Genomic DNA, 24,425 nt, shown 5'->3' on the forward strand with positions numbered 1-24,425 from the left:
TCAGAAATGCCGGGGCACAGGATCAACGCATTGGGCCAGCCCGTGGGCCTGCCGGTTGCGGGGGAGTTCCCGCGCCCGGCCCTACCGCGCGCACCCATGCAGGGGCGGTTCTGCCGCGTGGTGCCCTTGGATGTGAATGCGCATGCGCCCGGCCTGTTCCGGGCGTTTGCCGCCGATACCGACGGCCGCAACTGGACCTACCTGCCCTACGGCCCGTTCGACTCGCAGGGTGAGTTTGCCGCCTGGCTGGCCCGGACCTGCAAGGGGGACGATCCGCTGTTCCACACGGTTCTGGACCAAGACGGACAGCCCGTCGGGATGGCGTCTTACTTGCGTATCGACCGCAATGCCGGCGCGATTGAGGTGGGGCACATCCATTTCTCGCCGTTGATGCAACGCACGCCGGTCGCGACCGAAACTATGTTCCTGATGATGCGCCTCGTGTTCGATGAGTTGGGCTATCGCCGCTACGAATGGAAATGCGATGCGCTGAATGCCCCGTCGCGCCGGGCCGCCGAACGGCTGGGTTTTGTCTTCGAAGGCGAATTTCGGCAAGCCACCCATTACAAGGGGCGCAACCGCGACACGGCGTGGTTCTCGATTATCGATACGGAGTGGCCGACCATCCGGCAGGCATTCGAAACCTGGCTGTCACCCGAGAATTTCGAAGCCACGGGCCAACAACGTAAACCGCTGATGGCCCGCAGCTAAAGCTGACATCACTCGGAAATATCAAACTCCATCGACACGGTGACCGAAACCGAAACCTCGCCACCGGCGACCGGTACCCCGCCCGAATCGGCCATGGCCATCTCGCGCATCTGGGGCATTGGGCGAATGCCCCCGCCCTGCTCGTTGATCGACACGACTGAACCCAAGGTGACACCGGCGGCCTGAGCCAATTGTTCGGCCTTGGCCGTGGCATCGGCGACGGCTTGGGCGCGCGCCTTCGCTTCAAGCGGCTTGGGATCCTGAACCGTGAAGGTCAAACCACCAAAATCATTCGCACCATCCTGAATGACCGCATCCATGATCTGCCCCAGATCATCCAGATTTCTGACCCGCACGAACACACGGTTCGACGCAACGAAGCCCGTGATCCTCGGCGCTTCGCCATCCGCGTTGCCCCGCCCGGACCAGACCGGGGACAGGGACAGATCGCGGGTCTGCAGGTCGCGCGATTCGATCCCCATCTCACTCAGGCGGCTCAGGACGGTGGCAACCGCGTCCGAGGTCGCCTGCATTGCTGCCGAAGCCTGCGCGTCTTGATTTGTCACCCCCACCGTGATGGTTGCCATATCCGGCGCGGCCTCGGCTGTTCCGGTTCCGTAAACCTGGATGCGACGTTCTTCCGCATGGGCGGCCACGGCAACTGTCGCCGCAAATACCGCCGCCAAAAAAGCAAATGTCTTCAATGTGATCTCTCCTGTTTTCTGAGATCAAAGATGGGTTGGCAAGCCTTCGCCGGACAAGGGGAGATTTTGCCTTTTCCTTTCCCTCGGCGGGTTCCTGCTTTAATCTCGGTGCGCGGACGCAAGGGCGTTTGCTTTGGTTCAGACAATTACGGCACCCTTGAATAATGAAACCCGCTTTTGCGCTGTCTCTTTCGGATAACGGGATCACTCTGCTGCACCATTCGGATGACGAATGGTTTGGCATCGGCACCGTATCACTGGACGCGCCGGATTTTTCCGAACAGCTGAACGAGCTTCGCGGTCGAGGTTTCGCGCTGGCCAATGACCTGAGCTGTACGGTCGTGATTCCTTCGGACCACGTGCGCTACCTCACGGTCGCCAGCCCAGAAGACTCCGACGTGACACAGGTGGTCGAGGCGGAATTGGCTCAGGCCACTGGCTGTGAGATTGCCGAGTTGATGTATGACCTCCGTGCGGATGGGTCGGATCTTCTGGTCGCTGCCGTGGCGAAAGAGACGATAGACGAGGCCCGAGCCTTTGCCAGTCGCTACGGGTTCGTGCCTGTTCGGTTTGCTGCAACATTGGCCCCCGATGCGCCTTGGACAGGTACCGGAGAGTTCGAGTTTGCCGAGCGCGCGACATCCGCCACACTGCCAACTGTGCCACCGGCCGAGGAGATAGCTGTTGTCCCGCCGGCCCCGGACGCAGAACCCGTGCCTCAGGCTTCGCAGGCATCGGAACCCGATCCGGCCCCCTCGCCTCAGGCGCATCCGATTGCTGAACCCGCTCAGCCGGAAGTATTCGTATCGCCGATAGAAGCGACTGAAACCGCCTCACAGAATTCTGGGGCATCAGATTCCGGCATACCGGTTCGCTACATTGGTGCCGCTGCGGCGGGCGCTGTCGTGCTGGCCGTTGTCGCATTGATCTGGTCGAGTTCAGACGAAACCGGCAGCCCGGTGGCGACTGCGCCGATCGTCGAAACGGCACCTGCGCCAGTTTCTATCGCCGCCCCGCCGCTGACCGAGACCGACGCTGAAGGACTTGCAGAAGTCGCTCCTGAGCCCGAGGGCACGCCCGACCCCGAGGCATTGGCCGACGAAGACCTGACGTTTGAAGCCAGCACACCCCTGGTCGAGCCGGAGACACCCACACCCCCCGAATTGACGCCGACGGATCAGGCAATTCTGGAAGCATTGAATGTTGCGCCCTCGCCCGTTGAGCACGTCGAACGCGATCCGGAAAGTGTCGAGGATTTCGAAGAAGCCTCTGGCCTGGCGATCACCGCGCCCGATCCGCTGCCGCTGCCAGATCCCGAGGTGCCCGAGGACGTATACCTGTCGTCCGTTGATCACGCGGCGCTGTCGCAGGATGCTGTGGCGCTTCCTGCCGAAGAGAGCTTTGATACCGACGAGCCGGTGGCTACGGTTGGTCTGCCCAATGCCGCGGGCAGCCGTTTCGAGCTGGATGACCGCAGCCTTGTCACTCCGACACCTGAGGGGACATTGAACCCCGACGGCATCCTTGTGTTCCTCGGCCGCCCGTCGTCGGTTCCCCCCCAGGTGCCGGTCAGGTTCGAAACCGACCCAACCGCCACAGACGACGACACACGGCTGGCCGGCCTGCGTCCGCGCCTGCGCCCGGAAACGCTGGTTGAGAACTTTGAGCGTGGGCAGTTGGGCGGCCGAACGGTGGACGAGCTGGCGGTCATTCGCCCGAAATCCAGGCCGGCGTCGATCCAAGAGCGCGCGGCTGTGGACCGCACGCCCACCGCATTGGCCGTGGTGCGCGTCCCTCGCCCCCGCGTTCGTCCGTCGACCGTGGCCGCTCTGGCGGCCCGAAAAGCAACAACCGGCTCGGCCACTCTGGGGTCGACAGCGGCAGTAGCAAAGGCGGATGACGATGAAGCGGGATCGTTCAAACCCACAACCGTCGCCCCCAAGATACCCAGCCGGGCCTCGGTGGCGCGCCAGGCCACGATTGACAATGCATTGAACCTGCGGCGTCTGAACCTGATCGGCGTTTACGGTACGCCGGCCAATCGGCGCGCCTTGGTCCGGCTACCAAGCGGTCGGTACAAGAAGCTGAAAGTGGGAGATCGGATTGACGGCGGCAAAGTCGTCGCGATTGGCGACAGCGAGCTTCGTTATCAGAAAGGCGGCCGCAACGTCACGTTGAAGATGCCCCGCGGATAAAGCTCACCGCGTTTCGGAAAAATGGAACCCGGCAGGCCGGGTTCCAAATTCTGGATCTTCATCAGGCGGCAGAAATCTCTCCGGATTCAATCTGCTCACGCTCGATCGACTCGAACAGAGCCTTGAAATTGCCTTCGCCAAAGCCGTCATCGCCCTTGCGCTGGATGAACTCGAAGAAGATCGGACCAATTACGGTTTTCGAGAAGATCTGCAGCAGGATCTTGGTCTCGCCGCCATCCACCACGCCTTCACCGTCGATCAGGATGCCGTGCTTCTTCATGCGGTCCACCGGCTCGTCATGGCCCTTCACGCGGTCGAAGGACATATCATAATAGGCATCATTTGGACCGGGCATGAACTTCAGACCACGTTCAGCGATTGCATCGGTCGAGTCATAGATGTTCTCACTGCCGACGGCGATGTGCTGGATACCCTCGCCCTTGTACTTCTTCAGATAGGATACGATCTGACCGGTCTCGCCTCGGTCTTCGTTGATCGGAATCCGGATACGGCCGCAGGGCGAGGTCAATGCACGGCTGAGCAAGCCGGTATATTTGCCCTGGATGTCAAAGAAACGGATTTCGCGGAAGTTGAACAGATCGCCGTAGAACTTGAACCACTTGTCCATGTTGCCCTTGAAGACATTGTGAGTCAGGTGATCGAGGTAATAGAAACCGACGCCGCGCGGTTTGGACTGCTTCAGCCACTCGAATTCCTGATTGTAGGGCGAGGTTTCGTAATACTGGTCGATGAAATAGATCAGCGACCCGCCGATACCCTTGATCGCGGGCACATCCATGGTCTTGTCGGCCGCATCATAGGGTTCTGCCCCCTTCGACACCGCATGGTCATAGGCCTTTTGCGCATCCACGACACGCCAGCCCATCGACGGGGCACAGGGGCCATGCTCTTCCACGAATTTCGCAGCAAAGCTGTCGGGGTCCGCGTTCAGGATGTAGGTCACATCGCCCTGCTGCCACAGCTCGATCAGCGGTTTGGTCTTGTGGTGCGCAACCTTTTCAAAACCCATCTTGGCGAACAGGTCGCGCAGCTCCTGCGGTTCGGGATGCGCGAATTCAACAAATTCAAACCCATCTGTGCCGGCGGGGTTCTCGGCGCTGATCACGGATTTCGGGGCGTTGTGCGGGAAAGGGCCCATGGCTTGTCCTCTTGAAACAGGAAATTCTTTGCTGATTCAAGAATACGCCTTTTTCAGCGCTGTTTTTGCGCATTCTTTTCATGTAAACTACAGAAGCCTGCGAAAACTCCGCACCAGACCCCGAAAAATGTGAGAATCTCCGCACATGCTGGACGCAACCGATACTCGCCTTCTGGCCGCGCTGCAAAAAGACGCGCACCTGACCGCACATCAGTTGGGTGAGATGCTGAACCTGTCCCCCAGTCAAGCCGGGCGCCGCCGTCAGCGGCTGGAGGCCGAGGGCTATATCACCGGCTACGCAGCTCGGCTTGACCCGCGCAAACTTGGCCTGCAGGTCCAGGGCTTCGTTCAAGTTCACCTCGGCACCCACGGCCCCGAACAATCATCCAGTTTTGCGCGCATGGTGGAAACCCGCCCGGAAATCACCAGCGCCTGGACGATGACTGGCGAGGCAGACTATCTGCTACATGTCTATTGCGAGGATCTTTCCGCGCTCAACACCTTGCTTCACGAGGTGATACTGCCCCATCCTGCGGTAGCACGGGTGCAAAGCCAGATCGTGATGGACCAGCTGAAACGCGACGCTCCGCTGCCGACCTGACGGCAAGGAAAGGAAGAAGATGAACGAGTTCCTGTACCAGGCTTCGATCTATCTGGCAGCCGCCGTGATCGCCGTCCCCCTGTCGGCGCGACTTGGGCTGGGGTCTGTCCTCGGATATCTTGCCGCCGGCATCGCCATCGGTCCGATCCTTGGGCTCGTGGGCGCGGAAACCAAAGACTTGCAGCATGTCGCGGAATTTGGCGTCGTCATGATGCTGTTCCTGATCGGGCTCGAGCTGGAACCCCGCGCACTTTGGGATATGCGGCACCGGTTGTTGGGGCTTGGTGGACTGCAGATCTCGCTCTCTACGGTCGTGATTGCAGCAGTTACCTTCTACACTGGTCAACCATGGTCAGTTGCCTTGGCCGTGGGGCTGACACTGTCCCTGTCATCAACCGCCATCGTGCTGCAGACGCTGTCGGAAAAGGGCTTGATGCGCACAAACGGCGGGCGATCCACGTTCTCGGTCCTGCTGACTCAGGATATCGCCGTGATTCCGATCCTGGCGTTTCTGCCACTGCTGGCCATGCCGGCCAGCATCTTCATCGAGGATGACGGATCAATCACGCGCGGCGGCGACGGGCACGGCGACGCGCACCATACGTTGTCATTGGTCGATGGCCTGCCCGGATGGGCGGTGACGCTGGTGACATTGGGTGCGATCGCATTCGTGATCGTGGTAGGCGTCTACCTGACCCGTCCCTTGTTCCGGTTCATCCACACCACCCGCCTGCGCGAGATGTACACGGCGTTGGCCCTGATGATCGTAGTAGGGATCTCGTTCCTGATGACGCTGGTGGGCCTGTCCCCGGCGTTGGGCGCCTTCCTCGCTGGCGTCGTCCTGGCCAGTTCCGAGTTCCGGCACGAGATGGAAAGCGACCTTGAGCCGTTCAAGGGATTGCTGCTGGGCCTGTTCTTCATCACGGTCGGGGCCGGGATCGACGTCGGGTACTTTTTCAACGACCCGTTCGACCTGATCGGACTGGCCCTGCTGGTGATCCTGGTCAAGGGCCTGATCCTGTATGCCGTTGGTCGTGCATTCAAGTTGCGCGGCCGCGACCATTGGCTGTTCACGCTGGGTTTGGCTCAGGCGGGTGAGTTCGGCTTCGTGCTGCTGGCCTTTTCGACCAAGCAGAATGTCATTCCCCCGGCCCTGTCGCAGAAGCTGTTGATGATCATTGCCCTGACCATGCTGATCACACCGCTTCTGTTCATCATCTATGACTACCTTTCGCGCCACATCCGCGACAACTCACCCGAGGTTGAACCCGAGGAAATAGACGAAAAAGGTCCCGTCATCATTGCGGGAATTGGGCGGTTCGGACAGATCGTCAACCGGCTCGTGCGCGCCAGCGGGTTCAAGACGGTGGTGTTGGACCACAATATCGAAACGATCCAACTGATGCGTCGGTTCGGCGTCAAAGGCTTCTTGGGGGATCCGACGCGTCCCGAATTGCTGCGGGCTGCGGGCCTTGAAAAGGCTTCCGTTTTGGTGGCCGCGATGGACAACCGCAAGGAAGTGACCCGATTGGTCGGCTACGCCCGCCGGCAGCGCCCTGACCTTCACATCGTCGCCCGCGCGCATGACCGGACCCATGTGTACGAGCTGTATCAGGCCGGCGCTGATGACATCGTGCGTGAGCTGTTCGACAGCTCTCTGCGGGCCGGGCGCTACGTGCTGGAGAACATTGGTCTGAGCGAGTACGAGGCCGCGCAAGCACAGCAGACCTTCTATCACCACGATCGGCAGGCAATTCGCGAATTGGCTGAACTCTGGGTTCCCGGCATGCCGACAGCCGAGAACAAAAAGTACATCGAACGCGCGCGCGAGTTGGAGAAGGACCTGGAGACTGCGCTGCTGGAACTGGCCGAAAAGAACGAAAAGAAGTCAGCCTGACCCGGGGATCTCCCGGGTCAGCCGAGCTCAACCGTCCGACACACCGGCTTCGGCAAAGGTGGCCATACCCGAATGGCAAGCGACGGCGCTTTTCAGGATGTTGATGGCCAGCGCAGCCCCCGACCCTTCGCCCAGCCGCAGCCCGAGGCTCAGCAAGGGCGCTTTGTCCAGCTTGGTCAGCATGGCCGCGTGCGCACCTTCCGCACTCTGATGGCCGGCAACGGCATGGTCCAGCGCTCCCGGCGCCAGACGATCGAGACAAGCGGCAGCCGCGGTACAGATGAACCCATCCAGAATGACCGGGATGCGCAGAATTCGAGCGGCTGCAATGGCCCCTGCCATGGCCGCGATCTCGCGCCCTCCCAAACACCGCAGGATCTCAAGCCCGTCGTCCGATGCTCCGTGCAGCGCAACACCTTGGGCCACGACGCGCGTCTTGTTGGCAAGGCCAGCATCGTCCACACCGGTTCCGCGCCCGGTCCAATCGGCGGCTTCTCCGCCGAACAACGCGCAGGCGATGGCCGCTGCAGGGGTGGTGTTGCCAATGCCCATTTCGCCCACGACTAGAAGGTCTGCGGTGGGGTCAACGGCGTTCCAGCCGGTCTGCAAAGCGGTCAGAAGCTCGTCCTCGGACATTGCCGGGGCCATTGTGAAGTCGGCCGTCGGCCGATCCAGGTCCAGCGCGTGTACCGTCATCTTGGCCCCGGCCGCTTTGGCCAATTGGTTGATGGCCGCGCCTCCGTGCTCGAAGTTCATGACCATCTGAACCGTAACCTCGGGCGGAAAGGCCGAGACCCCCTGCGCCGTCACGCCGTGATTGCCGGCAAATACAATCACCTGAGGTGCCTCGATCTGTGGCCGGGCATCCCCACGCCAACCGGCATACCAGATCGCCAGATCCTCGAGCCGGCCCAACGCACCCGGCGGCTTGGTCAGCTGTCCGTTGCGGTCGGCAGCCCCTTGCCTTGCAGCCTCATCCGGCCCCGGAGCATTGCGCAGGGCGTCGCGGAAGGTATTCAGATCATTGAGTTCAGGCAGCATTCAAAGCCTCGTTGCATCGGAGTGGTCCTGCGTGTTTAACCGAAGCAGGCAAAGCAACAACCCCTCGAAAGGCGCGCAAGTGCACAAAAACGACACTCGAACCTTTTCGCCATGGGACGTGCCGCTGGTTCTGGTTCTTTTGACGCGGCTGCCATTGCCCGTGCTGCCCAAATCGCTCTTCGAGCGACAGTCCAAAGCCGCTTGGGCCTTTCCTGCGGCCGGGCTGGTTGTTGGCGGCTTGGGCTGTGCCGTAGGCTGGTCTGCGATGGCCGTGGGCCTTTCCGGGACAGTCAGCGCAGTCCTTGCTGTCGCCGTTCTGATCGCAGCGACCGGAGCCATGCACGAGGACGGGCTGGCCGACACCGGGGACGGGCTGTGGGGCGGATATACACCCGAACGCAGACTCGAGATCATGAAGGACAGCCATATCGGCACCTACGGAGTGTTGGCCTTGTTGGTCATTCAACTGCTCAGGATCTCGGCGGTCGCAACACTACTGGCGGCAGGAAGTCCGGCCGGAATACTGGCGGCAGCTGTGTTTTCCCGTGCGGTGATGCCACCATTGATGGCGGGCCTGCCGAACGCCCGCGGCAGCGGGCTGAGCCATAGCGTCGGCGCTCCTCCGCCTTTGTCGGTGGCAGCAGGTCTCGGGCTGGCTTTCGTTTTCTCTCTGGCTCTTCTGGGTTGGACCGCCCTTCTGCCCGTCGCCTGTGCGGTAACTGCAACCGTGGGTCTGGCAATCATAGCCAAAGCCAAGATTGGCGGTCAGACCGGTGATATCCTGGGGGCTTCTCAACAGCTGTCGGAGGTTGCTTTCCTGCTGGCCGTTGCGGCCCTGCTCTAGCCGGCACCGCCGGTTTTGATCCGCAGTGTCTCACCGCAGTGCTTGCAGTGCACGGCATCCGGGTCGTGCCGAAACAGGCCGCAATTGGGACATTTGTGGCGTACTTTCTGCGGCATGAAAATGGCCTGAGCCAGCCGCACGAACAGCGCCACACCAACCACCATTATGAAGACGGAAAACAGCTTGCCGCCCGGAGAGTTCAGTGTGATGTCGCCGAACCCCGTCGTGGTCAGTGTCGCCATCGTGAAATACAGCGCATCGATATACGGGTTCTGGCTATCCTGGGGGATATAGAAAACCAGTACGGCGGTGGATGTTGCGAAAATGAACACCAACAGGTTCACGGCCGCGATGACCGCATCCTCGTGGGTTCGGAAAAACTCACTGTCGCGACGCAGATCATGCAACAGGTGATAGGAATGGATCAGTCGCAGCGCGCGCAGAATCCGCAGGAACGCAAGGCTGCCGGTCAGGAACGGGTCAAGGATCAGCGAGGCGATCACGACCAGATCCGCAAGCGTGTAGATTTTGAACAGCAGCTTCTTGCGGTCTTTCGCGATCCACATCCGAGCCGAGAAATCCAGCAGAATGATCAGCCCCACCGCCCAGCTGACTGCAATCAATCCTGGGCCGTGCGGAATGTTCGCTGTCGCCACGAAAAACACGATCGAGGCAAGGTCGAACAGGATCAGACAGTACCGGAACCAGACCGAAACCGCCCCTCTGCCGATATAGAGTGCCTTGACCGTCTGCTTCATGACTGACCCGTACACGGTTCCAATGACTGGGAAATTAGCGGGAAAGGCGGCGCGAACCAAGCGATCGGGCATGAAAATGGCCGCTCTGAAACCAGAGCGGCCCTTTGGTGTTGCTTCAAAGCCCGATCAGGCCGCGCGCGAGGTCAGGACTTCGTCCACTTGCTTGGCCGCTGCGATTTCGTCCGAACCGGACACGGCCGCAACTTCGCGCGTCAGACGCTCAAGCGCGGCTTCATAGAGCTGACGCTCGGAATAGCTCTGCTCGCGCTGGTCGTCGGTGCGGTGCAGGTCACGCACCACCTCGGCGATCGAGATCAGGTCACCCGAGTTGATTTTCTGTTCGTATTCCTGCGCCCGGCGCGACCACATCGCACGTTTTACCTTGGCTTTGCCCTTCAGCGTCTTCATCGCCTGGCTGATCACATCGGGCGAGCTGAGCGAGCGCAGACCGGATTCAGTGATCTTGTTGGTCGGCACCCGCAGGGTCATCTTGTCTTTCTCGAATGAGATGACGAACAGCTCGAGCGAGTATCCAGCGACTTCCTGTTCTTCAATCGATATGATTTGCCCGACCCCATGTGCAGGGTAGACAACATAGTCGTTCGGACGGAACTCAAGCTTCTTCGACTTTGTCATGCACGTGTTTCCTTGGTTGCAGAGCGGGAAAAAAGCGACAAAAAACCTAACCGGGGTCACCCGCGACCCCTGTCAGGCTGATTACATGTCAAAAACTCAAAACTCCAAAGTGAGCATACTTACGGAGTCGTCCCCATCTCGATCATCATTTGCCATAAGAGTATATCACAAAATTAAGACACCTGAAAGCGGACGGGGCCTTCGGCTCGGGATTTGTGACGGTTTTCAGCGCATTAGGGCAAAAACTTACGGCAGTCTTACGGGTTTTGCGACCCGAATCGCTCAGCCGCCCTCGCCCGGTGCCTCGGAGAAGTATTTCTCCATCTTGCCCTCTTCACCGTCGCGCTCCTCGGCGCCCGGAAGCGGGTCTTTCTTGGTTACGATAACCGGCCATTGTTCGGCGTATTTGCGGTTGAATTCGACCCACTGCTCCATCCCCGGCTCGGTATCCGGGCGAATGGCGTCCGCCGGGCATTCCGGCTCGCACACGCCGCAGTCGATGCATTCATCCGGATGGATGACCAGGGTATTTTCACCTTCATAGAAGCAATCCACCGGGCATACCTCGACGCAGTCGGTGTACTTGCAGGCGATACAGTTCTCGGTGACAACGTAGGTCATGGTCCAATTCCCGTCAGAGGTTTGGCCGACTAGCTAATTCAGTCTGCCCCCATCTTCAAGAGAAGATCAGCCCCTGGGGGTGCGAGAAAGATCAAGCGCGCGCCGATCCTTCTTGGTCGGACGACCTTTTCCTTCGAAACCCGGATTTTGTGGCGGATTATCCTTCTCTTCAGTCAAATCCGTGTACAGCGTCCGCGCCTCGGTCGCCGGGCCGCGTCGCGCGCCCAGGATTTCGACCTGAACCACGCGAATAACGCGCCCCTGAGCGAATGTCAGAACGTCACCGGGCCCGACGGTTTGCGCCGGCTTCTGGGCCCGGTCACCGTTGATGCGCACATGCCCGCCGCTGACCTGTTTGGCGGCCAGGCTGCGGGTCTTGAAAAACCGCGCATGCCACAGCCACTTGTCGATCCGCAGCTTGGCCGGTGCGTCGGCCATCAGCGATCAGTTGCCGTCCTTCAGACCCATCAGCGCAGCGGCAAACGGGTTGTCGGGATCAATCGCCTTTTCCTTTTTGGGCGGCCGGGACGAGAAGGTCTTGGCCCCTTGCGGCTTGCCACCCTTCTTGCCCTGCGGCTTGCCGCGACCATCCCGAGGCTTCCCGCCCGGTTTGCCCCGACCCTGCCGTTGGTCACCACGTGGCCCCCGGTTGGCCTGACGGCCCCAGGTAAAGGTGTAGAACACCTCGACTTCGGGTTCGTCCGATGCCGGGTCTGCGGCCGTGGCCTCGGCCTCAGCCTCGGTGCTGTCGGTAGCCTCGGCTGGCACCTCGGTGGCGACGGCCACATCCGACTGCGCCTCTGCTTCGGCGGTCTCGGCCGGAGCTTCGGCAGTTGCCGCCGGTGGTTGCTCGGTCGGCTGAGCCGGCTTGATCTTGGTCCGTTCACCGCGCTCGGCCTTGTAGCCCAGCCCCTGCATCAGGTCGGCGAACTGTTCCAGCGTCATGCCGGTGATCGACAACATGTCCGCCTTGGCTTCGAAACCACCCCGGCTGTCTTCGGCGCGCAGCATGTCGGCCAGACGCTCCAACATGTCGATACGGATCGAACGCTCGCCCGCATTGCGGTAGCCGCACATGGTGTCATAGCCCTCGGGCGCGCCCTTGGCGACGGGCACCGTCACCAAGCCCGGCGGCGGCGCTTCGGGAAACTCCTGAAGTCCATTTGCCAGGGCCCACAACACCAGCCGCAGGCGCGTCGGGGCAGGTTTTAGCAGCAGCGGCATGAAAATGGTGAACTGGCCGAACCGGATGCCGTGCTTGCGCAGCGCGCCACGGGCGTCCTGGTCCAGGTCCTTGACCTCTTGTGCGACTCCGGCGCGCGGCAGGATGCCCAACGCCTCGACCATGCGGAAGGCAAATCCCTTGGCCAGCCCGGTCAGTTCTTCGTCGCGCGACAGGTTCAGCAGAGGTTCGAACAGCGCCGCGATCTTGCGGTCGATGAAGTGTTGCAGGCGGCGCTGCACCTTCTGCTCAACCTCCGGCCCTGCGGCCTCGTCCACGAACACTTCGACCATCGGCTTGAGAGGTTCGGCCCCGGCAACCAGCTTGCCCACGGCATATTCGCCCCACATCAGGCCACCCTGATCGGTAAAATCAATTTCGGTATCGGGCGCATTGTAGAAGCGATCGGCACGCAGATGGAATTGCGGCGCGAGTGCTTGCAGTGAGGCCGATTTGAGCGCTTTCGCCTCGGTTCCCTGCGCGCTTTTGTCCGGAATGAACCGGAACCCTTCCAACCGACCGACGAATTCGCCTTCGACGGTCACTTCACCCTTGTCATTCACTTCGGCCAAAAGGGCCTCCTTCTGTTTGAGCCGGCGCAGCAGAACAGATGTACGCCGGTCCACAAATCTTTGCGTCAGACGTTCATGCAAAGCGTCTGACACCCTGTCTTCTACAGCGCGGGTTTCCGCGCGCCAATGGGATTCGTCGCGCACCCAGCCGTTTCGTTGCGCAACATATGTCCACGTGCGAATATATGCCAACCTTTTGGACAGTGCATCAATATCGCCGTCGGTTCTGTCGATCCGGCGGATCTGGCGCGCCAGAAAATCCTCGGGGATCGTGCCGCGTTCGTGCAGATGTCCGAAGATCGATTCGAGCAGGCTGGCATGTTCCGCATGGCTGATGCCTCGAAAATCGGGGATTCGGCAAACATCCCACAACAGGCGGATCGACGGACCATCGCTGGCACGGGCCGCAACCTCGGGCACCTGGGCCAGCGACTTGAGCGCGTTCAGGTCGTCTGCGGGCCGGGCTTTGACCAAATGCTCGTTGTCCGGGCTGGCCTCGAGCGAGTCGATCAGCGCATCGACCGAGCCGAACCGCAAGGCGGCATTCCGCCAGTTCAGCTTTTTCATCGGCGTGAACCGGCTGTCCATGATGGCCTGCGCCACGCCTTCGTCCAGTGGCGATGCCTCGCCCGTCACGCCGAAGGTGCCATCCGACATGCCGCGCCCGGCGCGCCCGGCGATCTGGGCCAGTTCGTTCGGGGCCAGCGGCCGCATGCGCCGGCCATCGAATTTGGACAGGGACGAAAACGCGACGTGGTTCACATCCAGGTTCAGCCCCATTCCGATGGCGTCGGTCGCGACCAGATAGTCGACCTCGCCATTCTGGTACAGCTCGACCTGCGCATTCCGCGTGCGCGGACTGAGAGCGCCCATGACCACGGCCGCCCCACCCTTTTGCCGCCGTAGAAGCTCGGCAATGGCATACACGTTCTCGACGGAGAACCCGACGATGGCGCTGCGCGGGGGCATGCGGCTGATCTTCTTGGACCCGGTATAGACCAGTTGCGACATCCGCTCGCGCCGAGCGAACTGCGCCTGCGGCACCAGCGCCGCGATCGGGCCGCGCATCGTGTCGGCACCCAGAAAAAGCGTCTCGTGCGTCCCACGCATCCGCAGCAGTCGGTCGGTAAAGACATGACCGCGCTCGGGATCGGCGCACAGCTGGATTTCGTCGATGACCACGAAATCGGTGCCCATTCCCTCGGGCATCGCCTCGACCGTGCAGACCCAATATTGCGTGCGCGGCGGAACGATGCGTTCCTCGCCCGTCACCAGGGCCACCACCGAGGGGCCGCGGATGGCGACGATCTTGTCATAGACCTCGCGCGCAAGCAGCCGCAGCGGCAGGCCGATGACACCGGTCCGGTGCCCCAGCATGCGTTCGATGGCATAGTGGGTTTTGCCTGTGTTGGTCGGGCCAAGTACGGCCACGATTCGGGATGCCCCGTTCACCTTTGCCCCCTGCCCGGACCTTAAAGCGCCTTGCCCGCAATCTGCGGTTTCAGCCGATTCACGGCATTGGTTACTTCTTCGTGATGGGGATGTATAGCCAGCGCGCGGGAATAGGCGTCATAGGCCTGTTCGGGCTGACCCAGCACCTCAAAGATCAGGCCAAGCCCGTAGATGGCTTCGTAATTGTTAGGGTTCAACGCAAGCGCGTGCTCAAGATCGGCAGCCGCCATGCCGAACCGCTCCAGCCCAAAAAACACGGAGGCGCGCACATGCCAACCTTCTGCGAAATCGGGTGCATGGTCTGTCAGTGCCGTCAGATGGTCCAACGCCGCTTCGACATTGCCCTCGTCCAGTGCTTCGCGTCCGCGCTCAAGCAGCAGATCAGCCGAGGCAGACCCTGATTGCGACCACAGCGACTGAAGTTGCCGATCCAGACCGGCTGCCTGCTCGGGCGACGCTTCGGCAAGCTGCCCCAGCAGCTCGGCTTCGTCCCGCAAATCGGCCTGTTGCGCAATCCCAGTGGTGGAATACATGACTAGGAGGGCAAATGCCGCAACGGTACCTTTGAGATTGTTGATTGCAATGCTCATAACAATGATCAGTGTAGCGTTGCGACCGCGGATGTCCATTCACGGCGCACTAACAAATGAGGAAGACCATGAGCGACACTCTTGAAAAAGCGGCAGCCGCGCTGAACGAAAAACTGTCGGGTGGCGATTTCGATTCGTCGGCAAAATTCGCCATCGCCGACCTCGGCTCGATCGTGTTGGATGAAAACGGTGCGCGGGTCAGCGACGAGGACGCCGAAGTCACCCTGAGCGCCGACGCGGAAACGTTCGAGCAGATTCTCAGCGGCGAGCTGAACCCTACGGGTGCGTTCATGGCCGGCAAGCTGAGCGTCGACGGCGACATGGGTGTTGCCATGAAGCTTGCCTCGGCGCTGGCCTGATGGATCTGTCGCCGGCCCCTTTCTTTGAAGATGTGGCCGGCGGTCCCGCCGGCGGCGCCGCGCATTGGTTGACCACAAGCGACGGCACACGCATTCGCGTGGGCCATTGGCGCCCCGAAGGTGAGGCGATCGGGACGGTGATGATCTTTCCCGGCCGCACGGAATATATTGAAAAATATGGCAATGCAGCGGGTGAGTTCGTACAACGCGGCTTTGCTGTACTGGCCGTGGATTGGCGCGGACAGGGTCTGGCTGACAGGTTGCTGGAAGATCCGCGCGTTGGCCATGTGGACAAGTTTACCGACTATCAGCAGGACGTGCGCGAAACGCTGAAACTGGCCGAGCAGCTTGGCCTGCCGAAACCCTGGCACGTGATCGGCCATTCGATGGGCGGCGCGATCGGGATGCGCGCGGTTCTGGAAACCGGCCTGTTTGCCTCTTGTGCCTTCACCGGCCCGATGTGGGGCATTTTCTTTACCCCACTGATGAAACCGCTCAGCCGTCTGACCGCCTATTGGGGGCCGCGGATCGGGCTGGGCGAAAAGACGCCTCCGACCACGTCACTGGAAAGCTATGTTCTGATCCAGCCTTTCGCGGGCAACGCACTGACCCGCGATCCCGGGATGTACCGGATGATGCAGGATCAGTTGAAAGCGCATCCCGAACTGGCCCTGGGTGCGCCGTCGACCATCTGGCTACGCGAGGCACTGGACGAATGCGCCTGGTTGATGGCGCAGACCGCCCCCGACATTCCCTGTCTGACCTATCTTGGCAGCCACGAGCAGATCGTGGACCGCAAGGCGATCCGGGCGCGGATGGCGAATTGGCCCAGCGGCCGGTTGGTCGAGATCCCCGACGGCGAACACGAGGTGATGATGGAACCGCCCGAGGTCCGCGGCCCCGTATTCGAGGAGATGGCCGCGCATTTCTCGGCCGCCGCCAACGGTCAGACACCCGAACTTGCGATGACGCGCTGACACCTCGGCTGCTTGTGATCCGCGCGCCCTGCGCCTAGATGTGATCCGACGCAGACAATAGAGGTGTTCCATGCACGAGCTTCCCTTCCCCGTCCGAGACGCAAATGCCGGTGGCGGCGCCGACAACCTTGGCAACCTGCCGGAATGGAACCTGGACGATCTGTACAAGGGACAGGACGCGCCGGAACTGACCCGAGATCTTGAGTGGCTGGAGCAGGAATGCGCGGCATTTGCCGCCGATTACGAAGGCAAGCTGGCCGATCTAGACGCGCAGGGCCTGCTGACCTGTGTCCAGCGCAACGAAAAGATCAACGCCGTCGCCGGGCGCATCATGTCTTTTGCCGGGCTGCGCTATTACCAGCTGACCACGGATGCCGAGCGCGCCAAGTTCCTGTCGGACATGCAGGAAAAGGTCACGCTTTTCACCACGCCGCTGGTGTTCTTCACGCTCGAGATCAACCGCATCAACGATGACGTGCTGGCCGCTCATTTTAAGACCAACGCGGACCTGGCCCGGTACGAGCCCGTCTTCCGCCGCATCCGCGCGATGAAGCCCTACCAGTTGTCGGACGAGCTGGAGAAATTCCTGCATGATCTGGGGGTGGTCGGCGACGCGTGGGAACGGCTGTTCGACGAAACCATCGCGGGGCTGACCTTCACCGTGAACGGCGAAGAGCTGAACATCGAAGGCACCCTGAACCTGCTGACCGAACAGGACCGGTCCAAACGCGAGGCTGCGGCCCGCGAACTGGCCCGCGTGTTCCAAGACAACGTCAAAACCTTTGCCCGCGTCCACAACACGCAGGCCAAGGAAAAGGAAATCATCGACCGCTGGCGCAAGATGCCGACCCCGCAGACCGCGCGGCACCTGGCGAACGATGTCGAACCCGAAGTGGTAGAAGCCCTGCGCGAAGCAGTCGTGGCCGCCTACCCCAAGCTCAGCCACCGGTACTACGAGCTCAAGCGCAAATGGTTGGGTCTGGATGTGATGCAGGTTTGGGACCGCAACGCGCCGCTGCCGATGGAAGACACCCGCACCGTGTCGTGGGAAGACGCCGAGAAGACGGTGATGGAGGCTTATGCCGCCTTCGATCCCCGCATGGCCGACATCGCAGCGCCGTTCTTCTCGAAAGGCTGGATCGACGCGGCGGTGAAACCGGGCAAGGCCCCGGGCGCCTTCGCGCACCCCACCGTGACCGATGTGCATCCTTACGTAATGCTCAATTATCTGGGCAAACCGCGCGACGTGATGACGCTTGCGCACGAGCTGGGTCACGGCGTGCATCAGGTGCTGGCCGCCGGTCAGGGTGAGATGCTGTCATCGACGCCCCTGACGCTGGCAGAGACCGCCAGCGTCTTCGGCGAGATGCTGACCTTCCGCAAGATGCTGGATCAGGCCGAAACGCCCGAGCAGCGCAAGGTTCTGCTGGCCGGCAAGGTCGAGGACATGATCAACACGGTGATCCGCCAGATCGCCTTCTACGACTTTGAATGCAAGCTGCACGCCGCCCGCCGCGAGGGCGAACTGACGCCGGACGACATCAACGCCCTGTGGATGAGCGTTCAGGCCGAAAGCCTTGGCCCAGCGTTTGAATTCATGGACGGGTACGAGACCTTCTGGGCCTATATCCCGCACTTTGTTCATTCGCCCTTCTATGTCTACGCCTATGCTTTCGGCGACGGGTTGGTGAACGCGCTCTACTCGGTCTATGAAAGCGGCGCGGACGGGTTCGAGGAAAAGTACTTCGAGATGCTCCGCGCGGGCGGCTCCAAGCACCACAAAGAGCTGCTGGCCCCGTTCGGGTTGGATGCCAGCGACCCGAAATTCTGGGACAAGGGCCTGTCGATGATCTCGGGGATGATCGACGAACTGGAGGCCCTGGAGGGGTGACAGACCCAACCGACAAGGGGCGCTGGCGGGCCATCAAGGACCGCCTGCGCCCTGTTCTCGCCCGGATCCGCCGCAATGTCCCGCGGGGGCTGCGGTTTGTCGTGGGACTTTTGTTGATCGTCGCAGGCGTCTTCGGCTTCCTTCCTGTTCTGGGGTTTTGGATGATCCCCTTGGGCATCATGGTTGCCGCCATGGACGTCAACCTGCTGCGACGCTGGTGGCGCCGCCGATAACCCCGTTCCGGCTGTCGCCTAGTTTTTTCTGGTCGTGAGGAACACCGCGAATACGATCAATCCCGCCCCAATCGCAGCCATTGGGGTGATCGGTGCCCCCAGAAAAATTGCCGAATTGACGAAGGTGAACACCACCGAGGCGGCGAACAAAAGGGTCGCGGTCAACGTCGATACACGCGCGGCGGCCTCGTACCAAAGGTAATAGGCCAACGCAGTCGGGAAAACGCCCAGCAAAACCAAAAACACCAAATCGCTGCCGGATGGCATCCGCAGTGCAAAAACGGACAGCGGAAGCAGAATTACGGCCGAGCACAGGAACACACCAAACAGGAAATTCAGACGCTCGGCCGTCGATTTCGACGCGCGCATGGCCCGACTGCTGGCGATCAGGAACACCGCCCAGCTGACCCCGGCCCCAATTTCCATCATATCCCCCAGAACCGGGTCCCCGCCGCCTTCGAAATCGCGGAAAACCGTAAGAAAGACCCCCAAGATGGCCAGAAGGGTCGCCAGAACATCGGCTTTTCCAACAGGGGTGTCGGCGAAGAAATACAAGAAAACCAGAACAAAGAACGGCGCGGTATTTTCCAACACCATCGCGCTGCCTGCACCGGTGTGTTCAAGCCCGATATGAAACAGAATATAGTTGATGACGGTCGCCAAAACCGCAAGACGGAAGTTCCAATCCCGGAGCTGGACGGAAACCGGCGCATTCATCGCACGCAACATGCCGTAGATGGCCAAAGCAGCTATGAACAGCCTAGTTGTGGCAATTTGCATACCACCCAGATCTCCGGTCAGGTAGCGCACGATGACGCTGTGTGTGCCCCAAAGAAATGCGGCCATGAACCCAAGAAACAAGCCATTCTGAAAAAGGGAACCGCCGTCTTTGCCGGGCCCCTTCACTTGAGCTGGCTGTCCTTGGAGCCGCGCCGATTGATACCGCCGCGGGCCTTGAAAGCACCATCACGCTCTTGCTGGCAATCCAGGCACAGCTTGACCCCGGGGATCGCCAGTCGGCGCTTTTCGGGGATCGGTTCTTCGCACTCTGCACAATGGGTCAGGCTTTCACCGACCGGACGCTTTTTTGCCTGCATCCGTGCCAGCTCGTCTGAAATCGAAGCCTCGATCTGTTCACTTACAGCGCCGTCGCGCGCCCAGCCTCCGGCCATGGCCCCCTCCTGTTCAGGTGCTCACCAGTTTAGGCGTGGGGCGGCTGATCACGCAAGTCAGAGCGGCGTTGCGCCGTCTAACACCCGGTCGATCATCGCCTGCGTCCCGCGCGAGAATTCGAGCTGACACGGGTATTCGTCACCCGCGCGAACGGACCGGCAAAACGCCTCGACCTGCAGCTTGTAGTGATCGTCGGCCGGGAAGCGCCGCACCAGAACCTCAAGCCCCGGGCGATGCAGCTCGACCCGGGCCTCGCCAAACACTCGCGCGTTGAACGGCGCGGTCAGGCGGATCAGGCCGCGCTCGCCGTGAAAGACCATTTCCTGATACGGATGCATTCGGATCGAGACATAGGCAGAATAGGTAAAGCCCGGAAACTGCGCGCGGATTTCCGTGAACGCGTCGATGCCATCCTCCCAGCGGATGGCCGATTGCACGGTGTCCGGTTCCTGCCCCGTCGCAAAACGGGCCGACCCGATGACATAGACGCCGATGTCGCGCAGCCCGCCCCCGCCGGTTTCGGCCCGGTTGCGGATATTGCCGGTGTCGGTGCGGTTGTCGAAGCTGAATGCGCCCGTGACATGCGCCAGATCACCGATGGCGCCGTCGGCGATCAGGTCGCGCACATGCTGCCACTGCGGGTGGTGCACGATCATATAGGCCTCGGCCGCCAGCAGCCCGGTCTGGTCGCGCTTGTGGATCAGAGCGTCGAACTCCTCGGCGCGCATGGTCATCGGCTTTTCACACAGAACGTGCTTGCCAGCGTCCAGCGCTTTCAGACTCCATTCCACATGCAGGTGGTTCGGCAGAGGGATATAGACCGCCTCGATTTCGGGCGAAGCCAGCAGCGCGTCATAGTCGTCAAAGACCGTAAGGTCCGGGCAGAAGTCCTGGAATGGACCGGCTTTCGCCGGATCCGAAGTCGCCAATGCAGACAAACGCGCGCCCGAGGCCGCATGGATCGCCGGACCCATGAATTGGCGTGCGAATTTCGCCGCCCCCAGAATGCCCCATTGAACCGGCTTGTGCATGGTGTCCTCCGTATCTGACCACGTTGGGCGCCGAAATGTTTGCGCCAACATCTGTTGCGCTCTCTGTATCAGCCAAGCGACGCCAAGTCAGGCTTTTCTGTGCGCGGGACACCCGTAATCTGCGCATGACAAACGGGAGGGACTAACGTGAGAAGATTTCTGAAATGGCTGGTAGGCCTCACGGCGGCTGTGGTCGTCATCGGGGCCGTGATATTTTTCGTGGTAGTGCCGCCATATGTCGAAAACGCGCGCAACAACGTGATCGACCACGACCCATATCCGGTGTCCGACACTGCCGCTGCCCTGCACGAAACCCTGATCGTGGGCGACCTGCACGCCGATCCACTGTTGTGGAGCCGCGACCTGACCGAGCGCGGAACCCGCGGCCAGGTGGATATTCCCCGGCTGATCGAAGGCAACGTGGCCCTGCAGGTGTTCACCGCCGTGACCAAATCACCGGCCGGGCAGAATTACGAGGCAAACTCGGCCGAGGCGTTCGACAACATCACCCTGCTGGCCATCGGTCAGCTATGGCCGCTGCGCACCTGGGACAGCTTGAAAGAACGCGCGATTTATCAGGCTGAGAAACTGCACCGGTTCGAGGCCGCCTCAAGCGGACATCTCAAGGTCATCAAGACCCGCGCGGATCTGGATGCGGTGCTCGACGCCCGCGCGCGCGGCGAACAGGTCGTGGGTGGCATTCTGGGGATCGAAGGCGCCCATCCGCTGGAGGGCGATCTGGCCAATCTCGACCCGATATTCGAGGCGGGCCACAGGGTGTTCGGGCTTCAGCATTTCTTTGACAACGAACTGGGCGGCTCGCTTCACGGCACCGGGAACACGGGCCTGACCGAATTCGGGCGGCAGGTGGTGGCCGAATTGGCCAAGCGCCCGGTGGTGATCGACCTGGCCCATTCCAGCCCGCAAGTGGCGCGCGACGTGCTGGCTATGACCGACGAGCCGCTGATCGTCAGCCATGGCGGTCTTCACGGGTTCTGCCCGGTCAAGCGCAACTATCCCGATGACCTGATGAAGGAAATCGCCGCGACCGGCGGTGTCATCGGGATGGGATATTGGGCCGACGTCACTTGCGGCGACATCGCCCCGGCGGGAATTGCCAAAATGATCAAGGCAGCCATCGAGACGGTCGGGGAAGACCATGTGGCACTGGGGTCCGACTATGACGGCTCGGTCGAGACCGCATTCGACACATCGGAACTGGCGGCGATGACCTCGGCCTTGTTGGACGAGGGCCTGACCGAAGCTCAGATCCGCAAGGTCATGGGCGAAAACATGGTACGGGTATTCCGCCAACAGCTGCAGTAGGACGTGGCGAGAAAAAACGGCCCGGGTTCCCCGGGCCGCTTGTTCATCGGATTGCCGTGATCAGGCGGTGGCCAGCATGCCCTTTTCACGCGCCAACTCACGCATCTTTTTCTGCAGCTTTTCAAAGGCGCGCACCTCGATCTGACGGATGCGTTCGCGGCTGACATTGTACTGCGTACTCAGTTCCTCGAGCGTCACAGGCTGATCCATCAACCGGCGCTGGGTCAGGATGTCCTTTTCGCGGTCGTTCAGGACGTCCAGCGCCTCGGTCAGCAACTCGCGGCGCACCTCAAGCTCTTCGCGGGCTTCATAGTCGCCGGCCTGGTCGGCATCTTCGTCTTCCAGCCAGTCCTGCCACTGCATGGTGCCTTCGCCCTCGGACCCGACCGTGGCGTTCAGCGACGCATCCCCACCCGACATGCGGCGGTTCATGCTGATGACCTCTTCTTCGGTCACGCCCAAGTCATTGGCGATCCGCTTGACATTGTCCGGGTGCAGGTCGCCCTCCTCCAACGCGCCAATCCGTGCTTTCGCCTTGCGCAGGTTGAAGAACAGCTTTTTCTGCGCCGAGGTGGTGCCCAGTTTCACCAGCGACCAGGATCTCAGGATGTATTCCTGGATCGAGGCGCGGATCCACCACATTGCATAGGTCGCCAGACGAAAGCCTTTTTCCGGGTCAAACCGCTTGACGGCTTGCATCAGGCCCACATTGGCCTCGGAAATCACCTCAGCCTGCGGCAAACCATAGCCGCGATAGCCCATGGCGATCTTGGCGGCCAGTCGCAGATGCGATGTCACCATCTTGTGCGCCGCTTCGGTGTCCTGCTCTTCGACCCAACGTTTGGCCAGCATGTACTCCTCTTCCGGCTCCAGCAGAGGGAATTTGCGGATTTCCTGCAGATACCGGTTCAGCCCACCTTCTGGCGTAGGCACGGGGAGATTTTTGTAGTTTGCCATGTATCACGTCCCTTGGACAAATGTTTACGCCCTTAACATGGATATGGGGCCACGTTCAGGACCATTCAAGAGCAGGTATTAACAGTCTGGGATTAAGGAACGATAAAGGAAAGCTAAGAAAGTCTTAGTCACGAGACTTTGCAGGTTGTTTCAGAACCGAGATGAGTGCCTCGATATCTTGCGGCAATGCTGCTTCAAAACGCATTTCCTCGCCGGAGACGGGATGTACAAAGCCCAGGACAGCCGCTTGCAGGGCTTGGCGCGGAAACGCACGCACCGCCTCCGCAGCGTCTGCATCAAACGACCGGGCCGACAGTTTACGCTTGCCGCCATAGACCGGGTCGCCCACCAAGCCGTGGCCCGCATGTGCCATGTGCACCCGAATCTGGTGGGTGCGTCCGGTTTCCAGCCAGCACTCGATCAATGATACCGCGCCGGGTTGTCCGAACACGTCAACGACGCGCGCACGCGTCACGGCATGGCGCCCGCCATGAAAAAGCACCGCCTGTTTCTGCCGATCATGTTTGTGCCGGGCCAGTTGCGTTGTGATGCGCATCACGTTGCCGGGCTCAAAACTCACGCCTTTGACACCGCGCAGCCGCGGGTCATTGGCATCCGGAACGCCATAGCAGACCGCGCGATAGTAGCGCTCGACGCTGTGCGCCTCGAACTGGGCCGCCAGCCCCTGGTGGGCGGGGTCCGATTTGGCAACCACCAGCAACCCGCTGGTATCTTTGTCGATCCGGTGCACGATGCCCGGCCGCTTGACCCCGCCTACCCCCGACAATTCCTCGCCACAGTGGTGCAGCAGGGCGTTCACCAAAGTGCCGTTGGGCGATCCCGGTGCCGGGTGGACGACCATGCCCGCAGGCTTGTTGATCACGATCAGGTCAGCGTCTTCATGCACGATGTCCAGCGGAATGTCCTCGGCCCCGATGTGACTCTCGTCCGCTTCGGAGACGGTTATGGACACAACGGCGCCTTCCGGCACTTTGGCTTTGGCGTCGAGCACGACCTTGCCGTCGACCAGAACCGCGCCCTCTTCGATCAGCCGGGCCAGCCGGGTACGCGACAGGTTTTCATATGCTGGAACATCCCGCGAAAGCGCCTTATCAAGGCGGGGCGGCGGAGCGTCCGCGATAACGAAGTCTATTTGCCGGGTGCCCATGACTGTCCCTTCAGATCCCCAAGAACCGCAGGAAACGCCTCAACTGCGCCTTCTGCGCCGCATGGTCATGCTGCTGACCGCGGTGATGATTGGCGGGGTTCTAGTGACATTCGCTTTGATTGTCATCCGTCTATCGGACAGAACCCCCACCCTGCCCGATCAGATCGAACTGCCGGACGGTGCAAAGGCCCAAGCCGTGACCATCGGAAACAATTGGTTCGCTGTGGTGACCGATGACAACCGCATCCTGATTTTCGACAAGACCACTGGGAAGCAACGACAGCAGATCTCGCTTGATTGAGCCTGT

Annotated in this window: 25 protein-coding genes; 11 read left to right on the forward strand and 14 right to left on the reverse strand. The window is 61.1% G+C overall.

The features are described from left to right. The first annotated feature begins 6 nt into the window (after positions 1 to 6). On the forward strand, positions 7 to 711 hold the full coding sequence (locus tag ACR0BA_RS04995) for a GNAT family N-acetyltransferase (protein ID WP_480726730.1): 705 nt from the start codon (positions 7 to 9) through the stop codon (positions 709 to 711). Between the two features lie 8 nt (positions 712 to 719). On the opposite strand, the gene ACR0BA_RS05000 is transcribed toward ACR0BA_RS04995, so the two are convergent. Beyond that, positions 720 to 1,415 carry an SIMPL domain-containing protein gene (locus ACR0BA_RS05000; protein WP_480726732.1) on the reverse strand — a complete coding sequence of 232 codons (696 nt, stop codon included), beginning with the start codon at positions 1,413 to 1,415 and terminating at the stop codon, positions 720 to 722. Positions 1,416 to 1,579: 164 nt separating this feature from the next. Here ACR0BA_RS05000 and ACR0BA_RS05005 point away from each other — a divergent pair, with 164 nt between their 5' ends. Next, a complete protein-coding gene (locus ACR0BA_RS05005; protein ID WP_480726734.1) occupies positions 1,580 to 3,610 on the forward strand; it encodes a hypothetical protein in 2,031 nt (676 codons plus the stop codon). Between the two features lie 61 nt (positions 3,611 to 3,671). Here the strand turns inward: ACR0BA_RS05005 and hppD are convergent, their stop codons facing one another. Further along, positions 3,672 to 4,769, reverse strand: coding sequence for a 4-hydroxyphenylpyruvate dioxygenase (gene hppD / locus ACR0BA_RS05010; protein ID WP_170339652.1), 1,098 nt, complete (start codon positions 4,767 to 4,769; stop codon positions 3,672 to 3,674). A gap of 145 nt (positions 4,770 to 4,914) precedes the next feature. On the opposite strand from hppD, the gene ACR0BA_RS05015 reads away from it, so the two are divergent. Together ACR0BA_RS05015 and ACR0BA_RS05020 are read left to right on the forward strand one after the other, a co-directional pair. Continuing rightward, positions 4,915 to 5,370: an Lrp/AsnC family transcriptional regulator gene (locus ACR0BA_RS05015; RefSeq protein ID WP_093961793.1), complete on the forward strand. Its 456-nt coding sequence runs from the start codon at positions 4,915 to 4,917 to the stop codon at positions 5,368 to 5,370. 19 nt (positions 5,371 to 5,389) lie between these two features. Further along, positions 5,390 to 7,267 (forward strand): monovalent cation:proton antiporter-2 (CPA2) family protein, encoded by a 1,878-nt coding sequence (locus ACR0BA_RS05020; RefSeq protein ID WP_170339088.1) that lies wholly within the window; start codon positions 5,390 to 5,392, stop codon positions 7,265 to 7,267. A gap of 27 nt (positions 7,268 to 7,294) precedes the next feature. On the opposite strand, the gene cobT is transcribed toward ACR0BA_RS05020, so the two are convergent. Next, positions 7,295 to 8,308, reverse strand: a complete 1,014-nt coding sequence (cobT, locus tag ACR0BA_RS05025; protein ID WP_480726735.1) for a nicotinate-nucleotide--dimethylbenzimidazole phosphoribosyltransferase — start codon at positions 8,306 to 8,308, stop codon at positions 7,295 to 7,297. A 79-nt stretch (positions 8,309 to 8,387) separates the two neighbouring features. On the opposite strand from cobT, the gene cobS reads away from it, so the two are divergent. Continuing rightward, entirely contained in the window at positions 8,388 to 9,152 is a 765-nt protein-coding gene (gene cobS / locus ACR0BA_RS05030; RefSeq protein WP_480726737.1) for an adenosylcobinamide-GDP ribazoletransferase, read from the forward strand. On the opposite strand, the gene ACR0BA_RS05035 is transcribed toward cobS, so the two are convergent. The 6 genes from ACR0BA_RS05035 to ACR0BA_RS05060 all read right to left on the reverse strand — a co-directional run bounded on the left by ACR0BA_RS05035 (position 9,149) and on the right by ACR0BA_RS05060 (position 15,003). Then, the gene (locus ACR0BA_RS05035) at positions 9,149 to 9,910 is read right to left on the reverse strand and encodes an ion channel (RefSeq protein WP_480726739.1); all 762 of its coding nucleotides are present in this window, start codon (positions 9,908 to 9,910) and stop codon (positions 9,149 to 9,151) included. The two genes, cobS and ACR0BA_RS05035, sit on opposite strands and share 4 nt — an antisense overlap. A 126-nt stretch (positions 9,911 to 10,036) precedes the next feature. Then, positions 10,037 to 10,546, reverse strand: a complete 510-nt coding sequence (locus tag ACR0BA_RS05040) for a CarD family transcriptional regulator (protein WP_093961789.1) — start codon at positions 10,544 to 10,546, stop codon at positions 10,037 to 10,039. 282 nt (positions 10,547 to 10,828) lie between these two features. After that, a complete protein-coding gene (fdxA, locus tag ACR0BA_RS05045) occupies positions 10,829 to 11,167 on the reverse strand; it encodes a ferredoxin FdxA (protein WP_093961788.1) in 339 nt (112 codons plus the stop codon). Between the two features lie 66 nt (positions 11,168 to 11,233). Further along, positions 11,234 to 11,605 (reverse strand): RNA-binding S4 domain-containing protein, encoded by a 372-nt coding sequence (locus tag ACR0BA_RS05050; protein ID WP_480726741.1) that lies wholly within the window; start codon positions 11,603 to 11,605, stop codon positions 11,234 to 11,236. A gap of 6 nt (positions 11,606 to 11,611) precedes the next feature. Next, positions 11,612 to 14,413 (reverse strand): helicase-related protein, encoded by a 2,802-nt coding sequence (locus ACR0BA_RS05055; RefSeq protein WP_480726743.1) that lies wholly within the window; start codon positions 14,411 to 14,413, stop codon positions 11,612 to 11,614. A 20-nt stretch (positions 14,414 to 14,433) separates the two neighbouring features. Beyond that, on the reverse strand, positions 14,434 to 15,003 hold the full coding sequence (locus tag ACR0BA_RS05060; RefSeq protein ID WP_480726745.1) for a tetratricopeptide repeat protein: 570 nt from the start codon (positions 15,001 to 15,003) through the stop codon (positions 14,434 to 14,436). Between the two features lie 68 nt (positions 15,004 to 15,071). Here ACR0BA_RS05060 and ACR0BA_RS05065 point away from each other — a divergent pair, with 68 nt between their 5' ends. The 4 genes from ACR0BA_RS05065 (at position 15,072) to ACR0BA_RS05080 (ending at position 18,463) form a co-directional block, all read left to right on the forward strand. Beyond that, the gene (locus tag ACR0BA_RS05065; RefSeq protein ID WP_170403713.1) at positions 15,072 to 15,362 is read left to right on the forward strand and encodes an SCP2 sterol-binding domain-containing protein; all 291 of its coding nucleotides are present in this window, start codon (positions 15,072 to 15,074) and stop codon (positions 15,360 to 15,362) included. Then, complete coding sequence (locus tag ACR0BA_RS05070) at positions 15,362 to 16,339, forward strand: alpha/beta fold hydrolase (protein WP_480726748.1); 978 nt, start codon at positions 15,362 to 15,364, stop codon at positions 16,337 to 16,339. The genes ACR0BA_RS05065 and ACR0BA_RS05070 overlap by 1 nt, the downstream gene beginning before the upstream one ends. 70 nt (positions 16,340 to 16,409) lie before the next feature. Next, entirely contained in the window at positions 16,410 to 18,230 is a 1,821-nt protein-coding gene (locus ACR0BA_RS05075; RefSeq protein ID WP_480726750.1) for a M3 family oligoendopeptidase, read from the forward strand. Continuing rightward, a complete protein-coding gene (locus tag ACR0BA_RS05080; RefSeq protein WP_170339106.1) occupies positions 18,227 to 18,463 on the forward strand; it encodes a hypothetical protein in 237 nt (78 codons plus the stop codon). The genes ACR0BA_RS05075 and ACR0BA_RS05080 overlap by 4 nt, the downstream gene beginning before the upstream one ends. Before the next feature lie 18 nt (positions 18,464 to 18,481). Here ACR0BA_RS05080 and ACR0BA_RS05085 read toward each other — a convergent pair whose 3' ends face one another. The 3 genes from ACR0BA_RS05085 to ACR0BA_RS05095 are packed head-to-tail and all read right to left on the reverse strand — an operon-like array spanning position 18,482 to position 20,667. Next, the gene (locus ACR0BA_RS05085; RefSeq protein WP_480726752.1) at positions 18,482 to 19,369 is read right to left on the reverse strand and encodes a DMT family transporter; all 888 of its coding nucleotides are present in this window, start codon (positions 19,367 to 19,369) and stop codon (positions 18,482 to 18,484) included. Beyond that, positions 19,366 to 19,635 carry a DksA/TraR family C4-type zinc finger protein gene (locus tag ACR0BA_RS05090; RefSeq protein ID WP_093961778.1) on the reverse strand — a complete coding sequence of 90 codons (270 nt, stop codon included), beginning with the start codon at positions 19,633 to 19,635 and terminating at the stop codon, positions 19,366 to 19,368. Before ACR0BA_RS05090 ends, ACR0BA_RS05085 begins: the two co-directional genes overlap by 4 nt. A gap of 57 nt (positions 19,636 to 19,692) precedes the next feature. After that, the gene (locus ACR0BA_RS05095; protein WP_480726754.1) at positions 19,693 to 20,667 is read right to left on the reverse strand and encodes a Gfo/Idh/MocA family protein; all 975 of its coding nucleotides are present in this window, start codon (positions 20,665 to 20,667) and stop codon (positions 19,693 to 19,695) included. A 147-nt stretch (positions 20,668 to 20,814) separates the two neighbouring features. Here ACR0BA_RS05095 and ACR0BA_RS05100 point away from each other — a divergent pair, with 147 nt between their 5' ends. Then, a complete protein-coding gene (locus ACR0BA_RS05100; RefSeq protein WP_480726756.1) occupies positions 20,815 to 21,993 on the forward strand; it encodes a dipeptidase in 1,179 nt (392 codons plus the stop codon). Positions 21,994 to 22,053: 60 nt separating this feature from the next. Here ACR0BA_RS05100 and rpoH read toward each other — a convergent pair whose 3' ends face one another. Both rpoH and ACR0BA_RS05110 read right to left on the reverse strand, forming a co-directional pair. Continuing rightward, positions 22,054 to 22,950, reverse strand: a complete 897-nt coding sequence (gene rpoH, locus ACR0BA_RS05105) for an RNA polymerase sigma factor RpoH (protein WP_170339682.1) — start codon at positions 22,948 to 22,950, stop codon at positions 22,054 to 22,056. Between the two features lie 124 nt (positions 22,951 to 23,074). Next, entirely contained in the window at positions 23,075 to 24,118 is a 1,044-nt protein-coding gene (locus ACR0BA_RS05110) for an RluA family pseudouridine synthase (RefSeq protein ID WP_480726757.1), read from the reverse strand. Between ACR0BA_RS05110 and ACR0BA_RS05115 the strand changes: the two genes are divergently transcribed. Next, positions 24,117 to 24,419: a DUF6476 family protein gene (locus ACR0BA_RS05115; protein WP_093961773.1), complete on the forward strand. Its 303-nt coding sequence runs from the start codon at positions 24,117 to 24,119 to the stop codon at positions 24,417 to 24,419. The genes ACR0BA_RS05110 and ACR0BA_RS05115 overlap by 2 nt on opposite strands. Positions 24,420 to 24,425 lie beyond the last annotated feature (6 nt).

The sequence above is a fragment of the Ruegeria sp. CI5 genome (assembly GCF_056536885.1).

Bases quoted from the DNA above. Each gene is read 5' to 3' on its own strand.
- ACR0BA_RS04995 (WP_480726730.1), top strand. From the start codon at position 7: ATGCCGGGGCACAGGATCAACGCATTGGGCCAGCCCGTGGGCCTGCCG.
- ACR0BA_RS05005 (WP_480726734.1), top strand. From the start codon at position 1,580: ATGAAACCCGCTTTTGCGCTGTCTCTTTCGGATAACGGGATCACTCTG.
- hppD (WP_170339652.1), bottom strand. From the start codon at position 4,769: ATGGGCCCTTTCCCGCACAACGCCCCGAAATCCGTGATCAGCGCCGAG.
- ACR0BA_RS05015 (WP_093961793.1), top strand. From the start codon at position 4,915: ATGCTGGACGCAACCGATACTCGCCTTCTGGCCGCGCTGCAAAAAGAC.
- ACR0BA_RS05020 (WP_170339088.1), top strand. From the start codon at position 5,390: ATGAACGAGTTCCTGTACCAGGCTTCGATCTATCTGGCAGCCGCCGTG.
- cobT (WP_480726735.1), bottom strand. From the start codon at position 8,308: ATGCTGCCTGAACTCAATGATCTGAATACCTTCCGCGACGCCCTGCGC.
- ACR0BA_RS05035 (WP_480726739.1), bottom strand. From the start codon at position 9,910: ATGAAGCAGACGGTCAAGGCACTCTATATCGGCAGAGGGGCGGTTTCG.
- ACR0BA_RS05040 (WP_093961789.1), bottom strand. From the start codon at position 10,546: ATGACAAAGTCGAAGAAGCTTGAGTTCCGTCCGAACGACTATGTTGTC.
- fdxA (WP_093961788.1), bottom strand. From the start codon at position 11,167: ATGACCTACGTTGTCACCGAGAACTGTATCGCCTGCAAGTACACCGAC.
- ACR0BA_RS05050 (WP_480726741.1), bottom strand. From the start codon at position 11,605: ATGGCCGACGCACCGGCCAAGCTGCGGATCGACAAGTGGCTGTGGCAT.
- ACR0BA_RS05060 (WP_480726745.1), bottom strand. From the start codon at position 15,003: ATGAGCATTGCAATCAACAATCTCAAAGGTACCGTTGCGGCATTTGCC.
- ACR0BA_RS05065 (WP_170403713.1), top strand. From the start codon at position 15,072: ATGAGCGACACTCTTGAAAAAGCGGCAGCCGCGCTGAACGAAAAACTG.
- ACR0BA_RS05070 (WP_480726748.1), top strand. From the start codon at position 15,362: ATGGATCTGTCGCCGGCCCCTTTCTTTGAAGATGTGGCCGGCGGTCCC.
- ACR0BA_RS05075 (WP_480726750.1), top strand. From the start codon at position 16,410: ATGCACGAGCTTCCCTTCCCCGTCCGAGACGCAAATGCCGGTGGCGGC.
- ACR0BA_RS05090 (WP_093961778.1), bottom strand. From the start codon at position 19,635: ATGGCCGGAGGCTGGGCGCGCGACGGCGCTGTAAGTGAACAGATCGAG.
- ACR0BA_RS05095 (WP_480726754.1), bottom strand. From the start codon at position 20,667: ATGCACAAGCCGGTTCAATGGGGCATTCTGGGGGCGGCGAAATTCGCA.
- rpoH (WP_170339682.1), bottom strand. From the start codon at position 22,950: ATGGCAAACTACAAAAATCTCCCCGTGCCTACGCCAGAAGGTGGGCTG.
- ACR0BA_RS05115 (WP_093961773.1), top strand. From the start codon at position 24,117: ATGACTGTCCCTTCAGATCCCCAAGAACCGCAGGAAACGCCTCAACTG.
- ACR0BA_RS05110 (WP_480726757.1), bottom strand. From the start codon at position 24,118: ATGGGCACCCGGCAAATAGACTTCGTTATCGCGGACGCTCCGCCGCCC.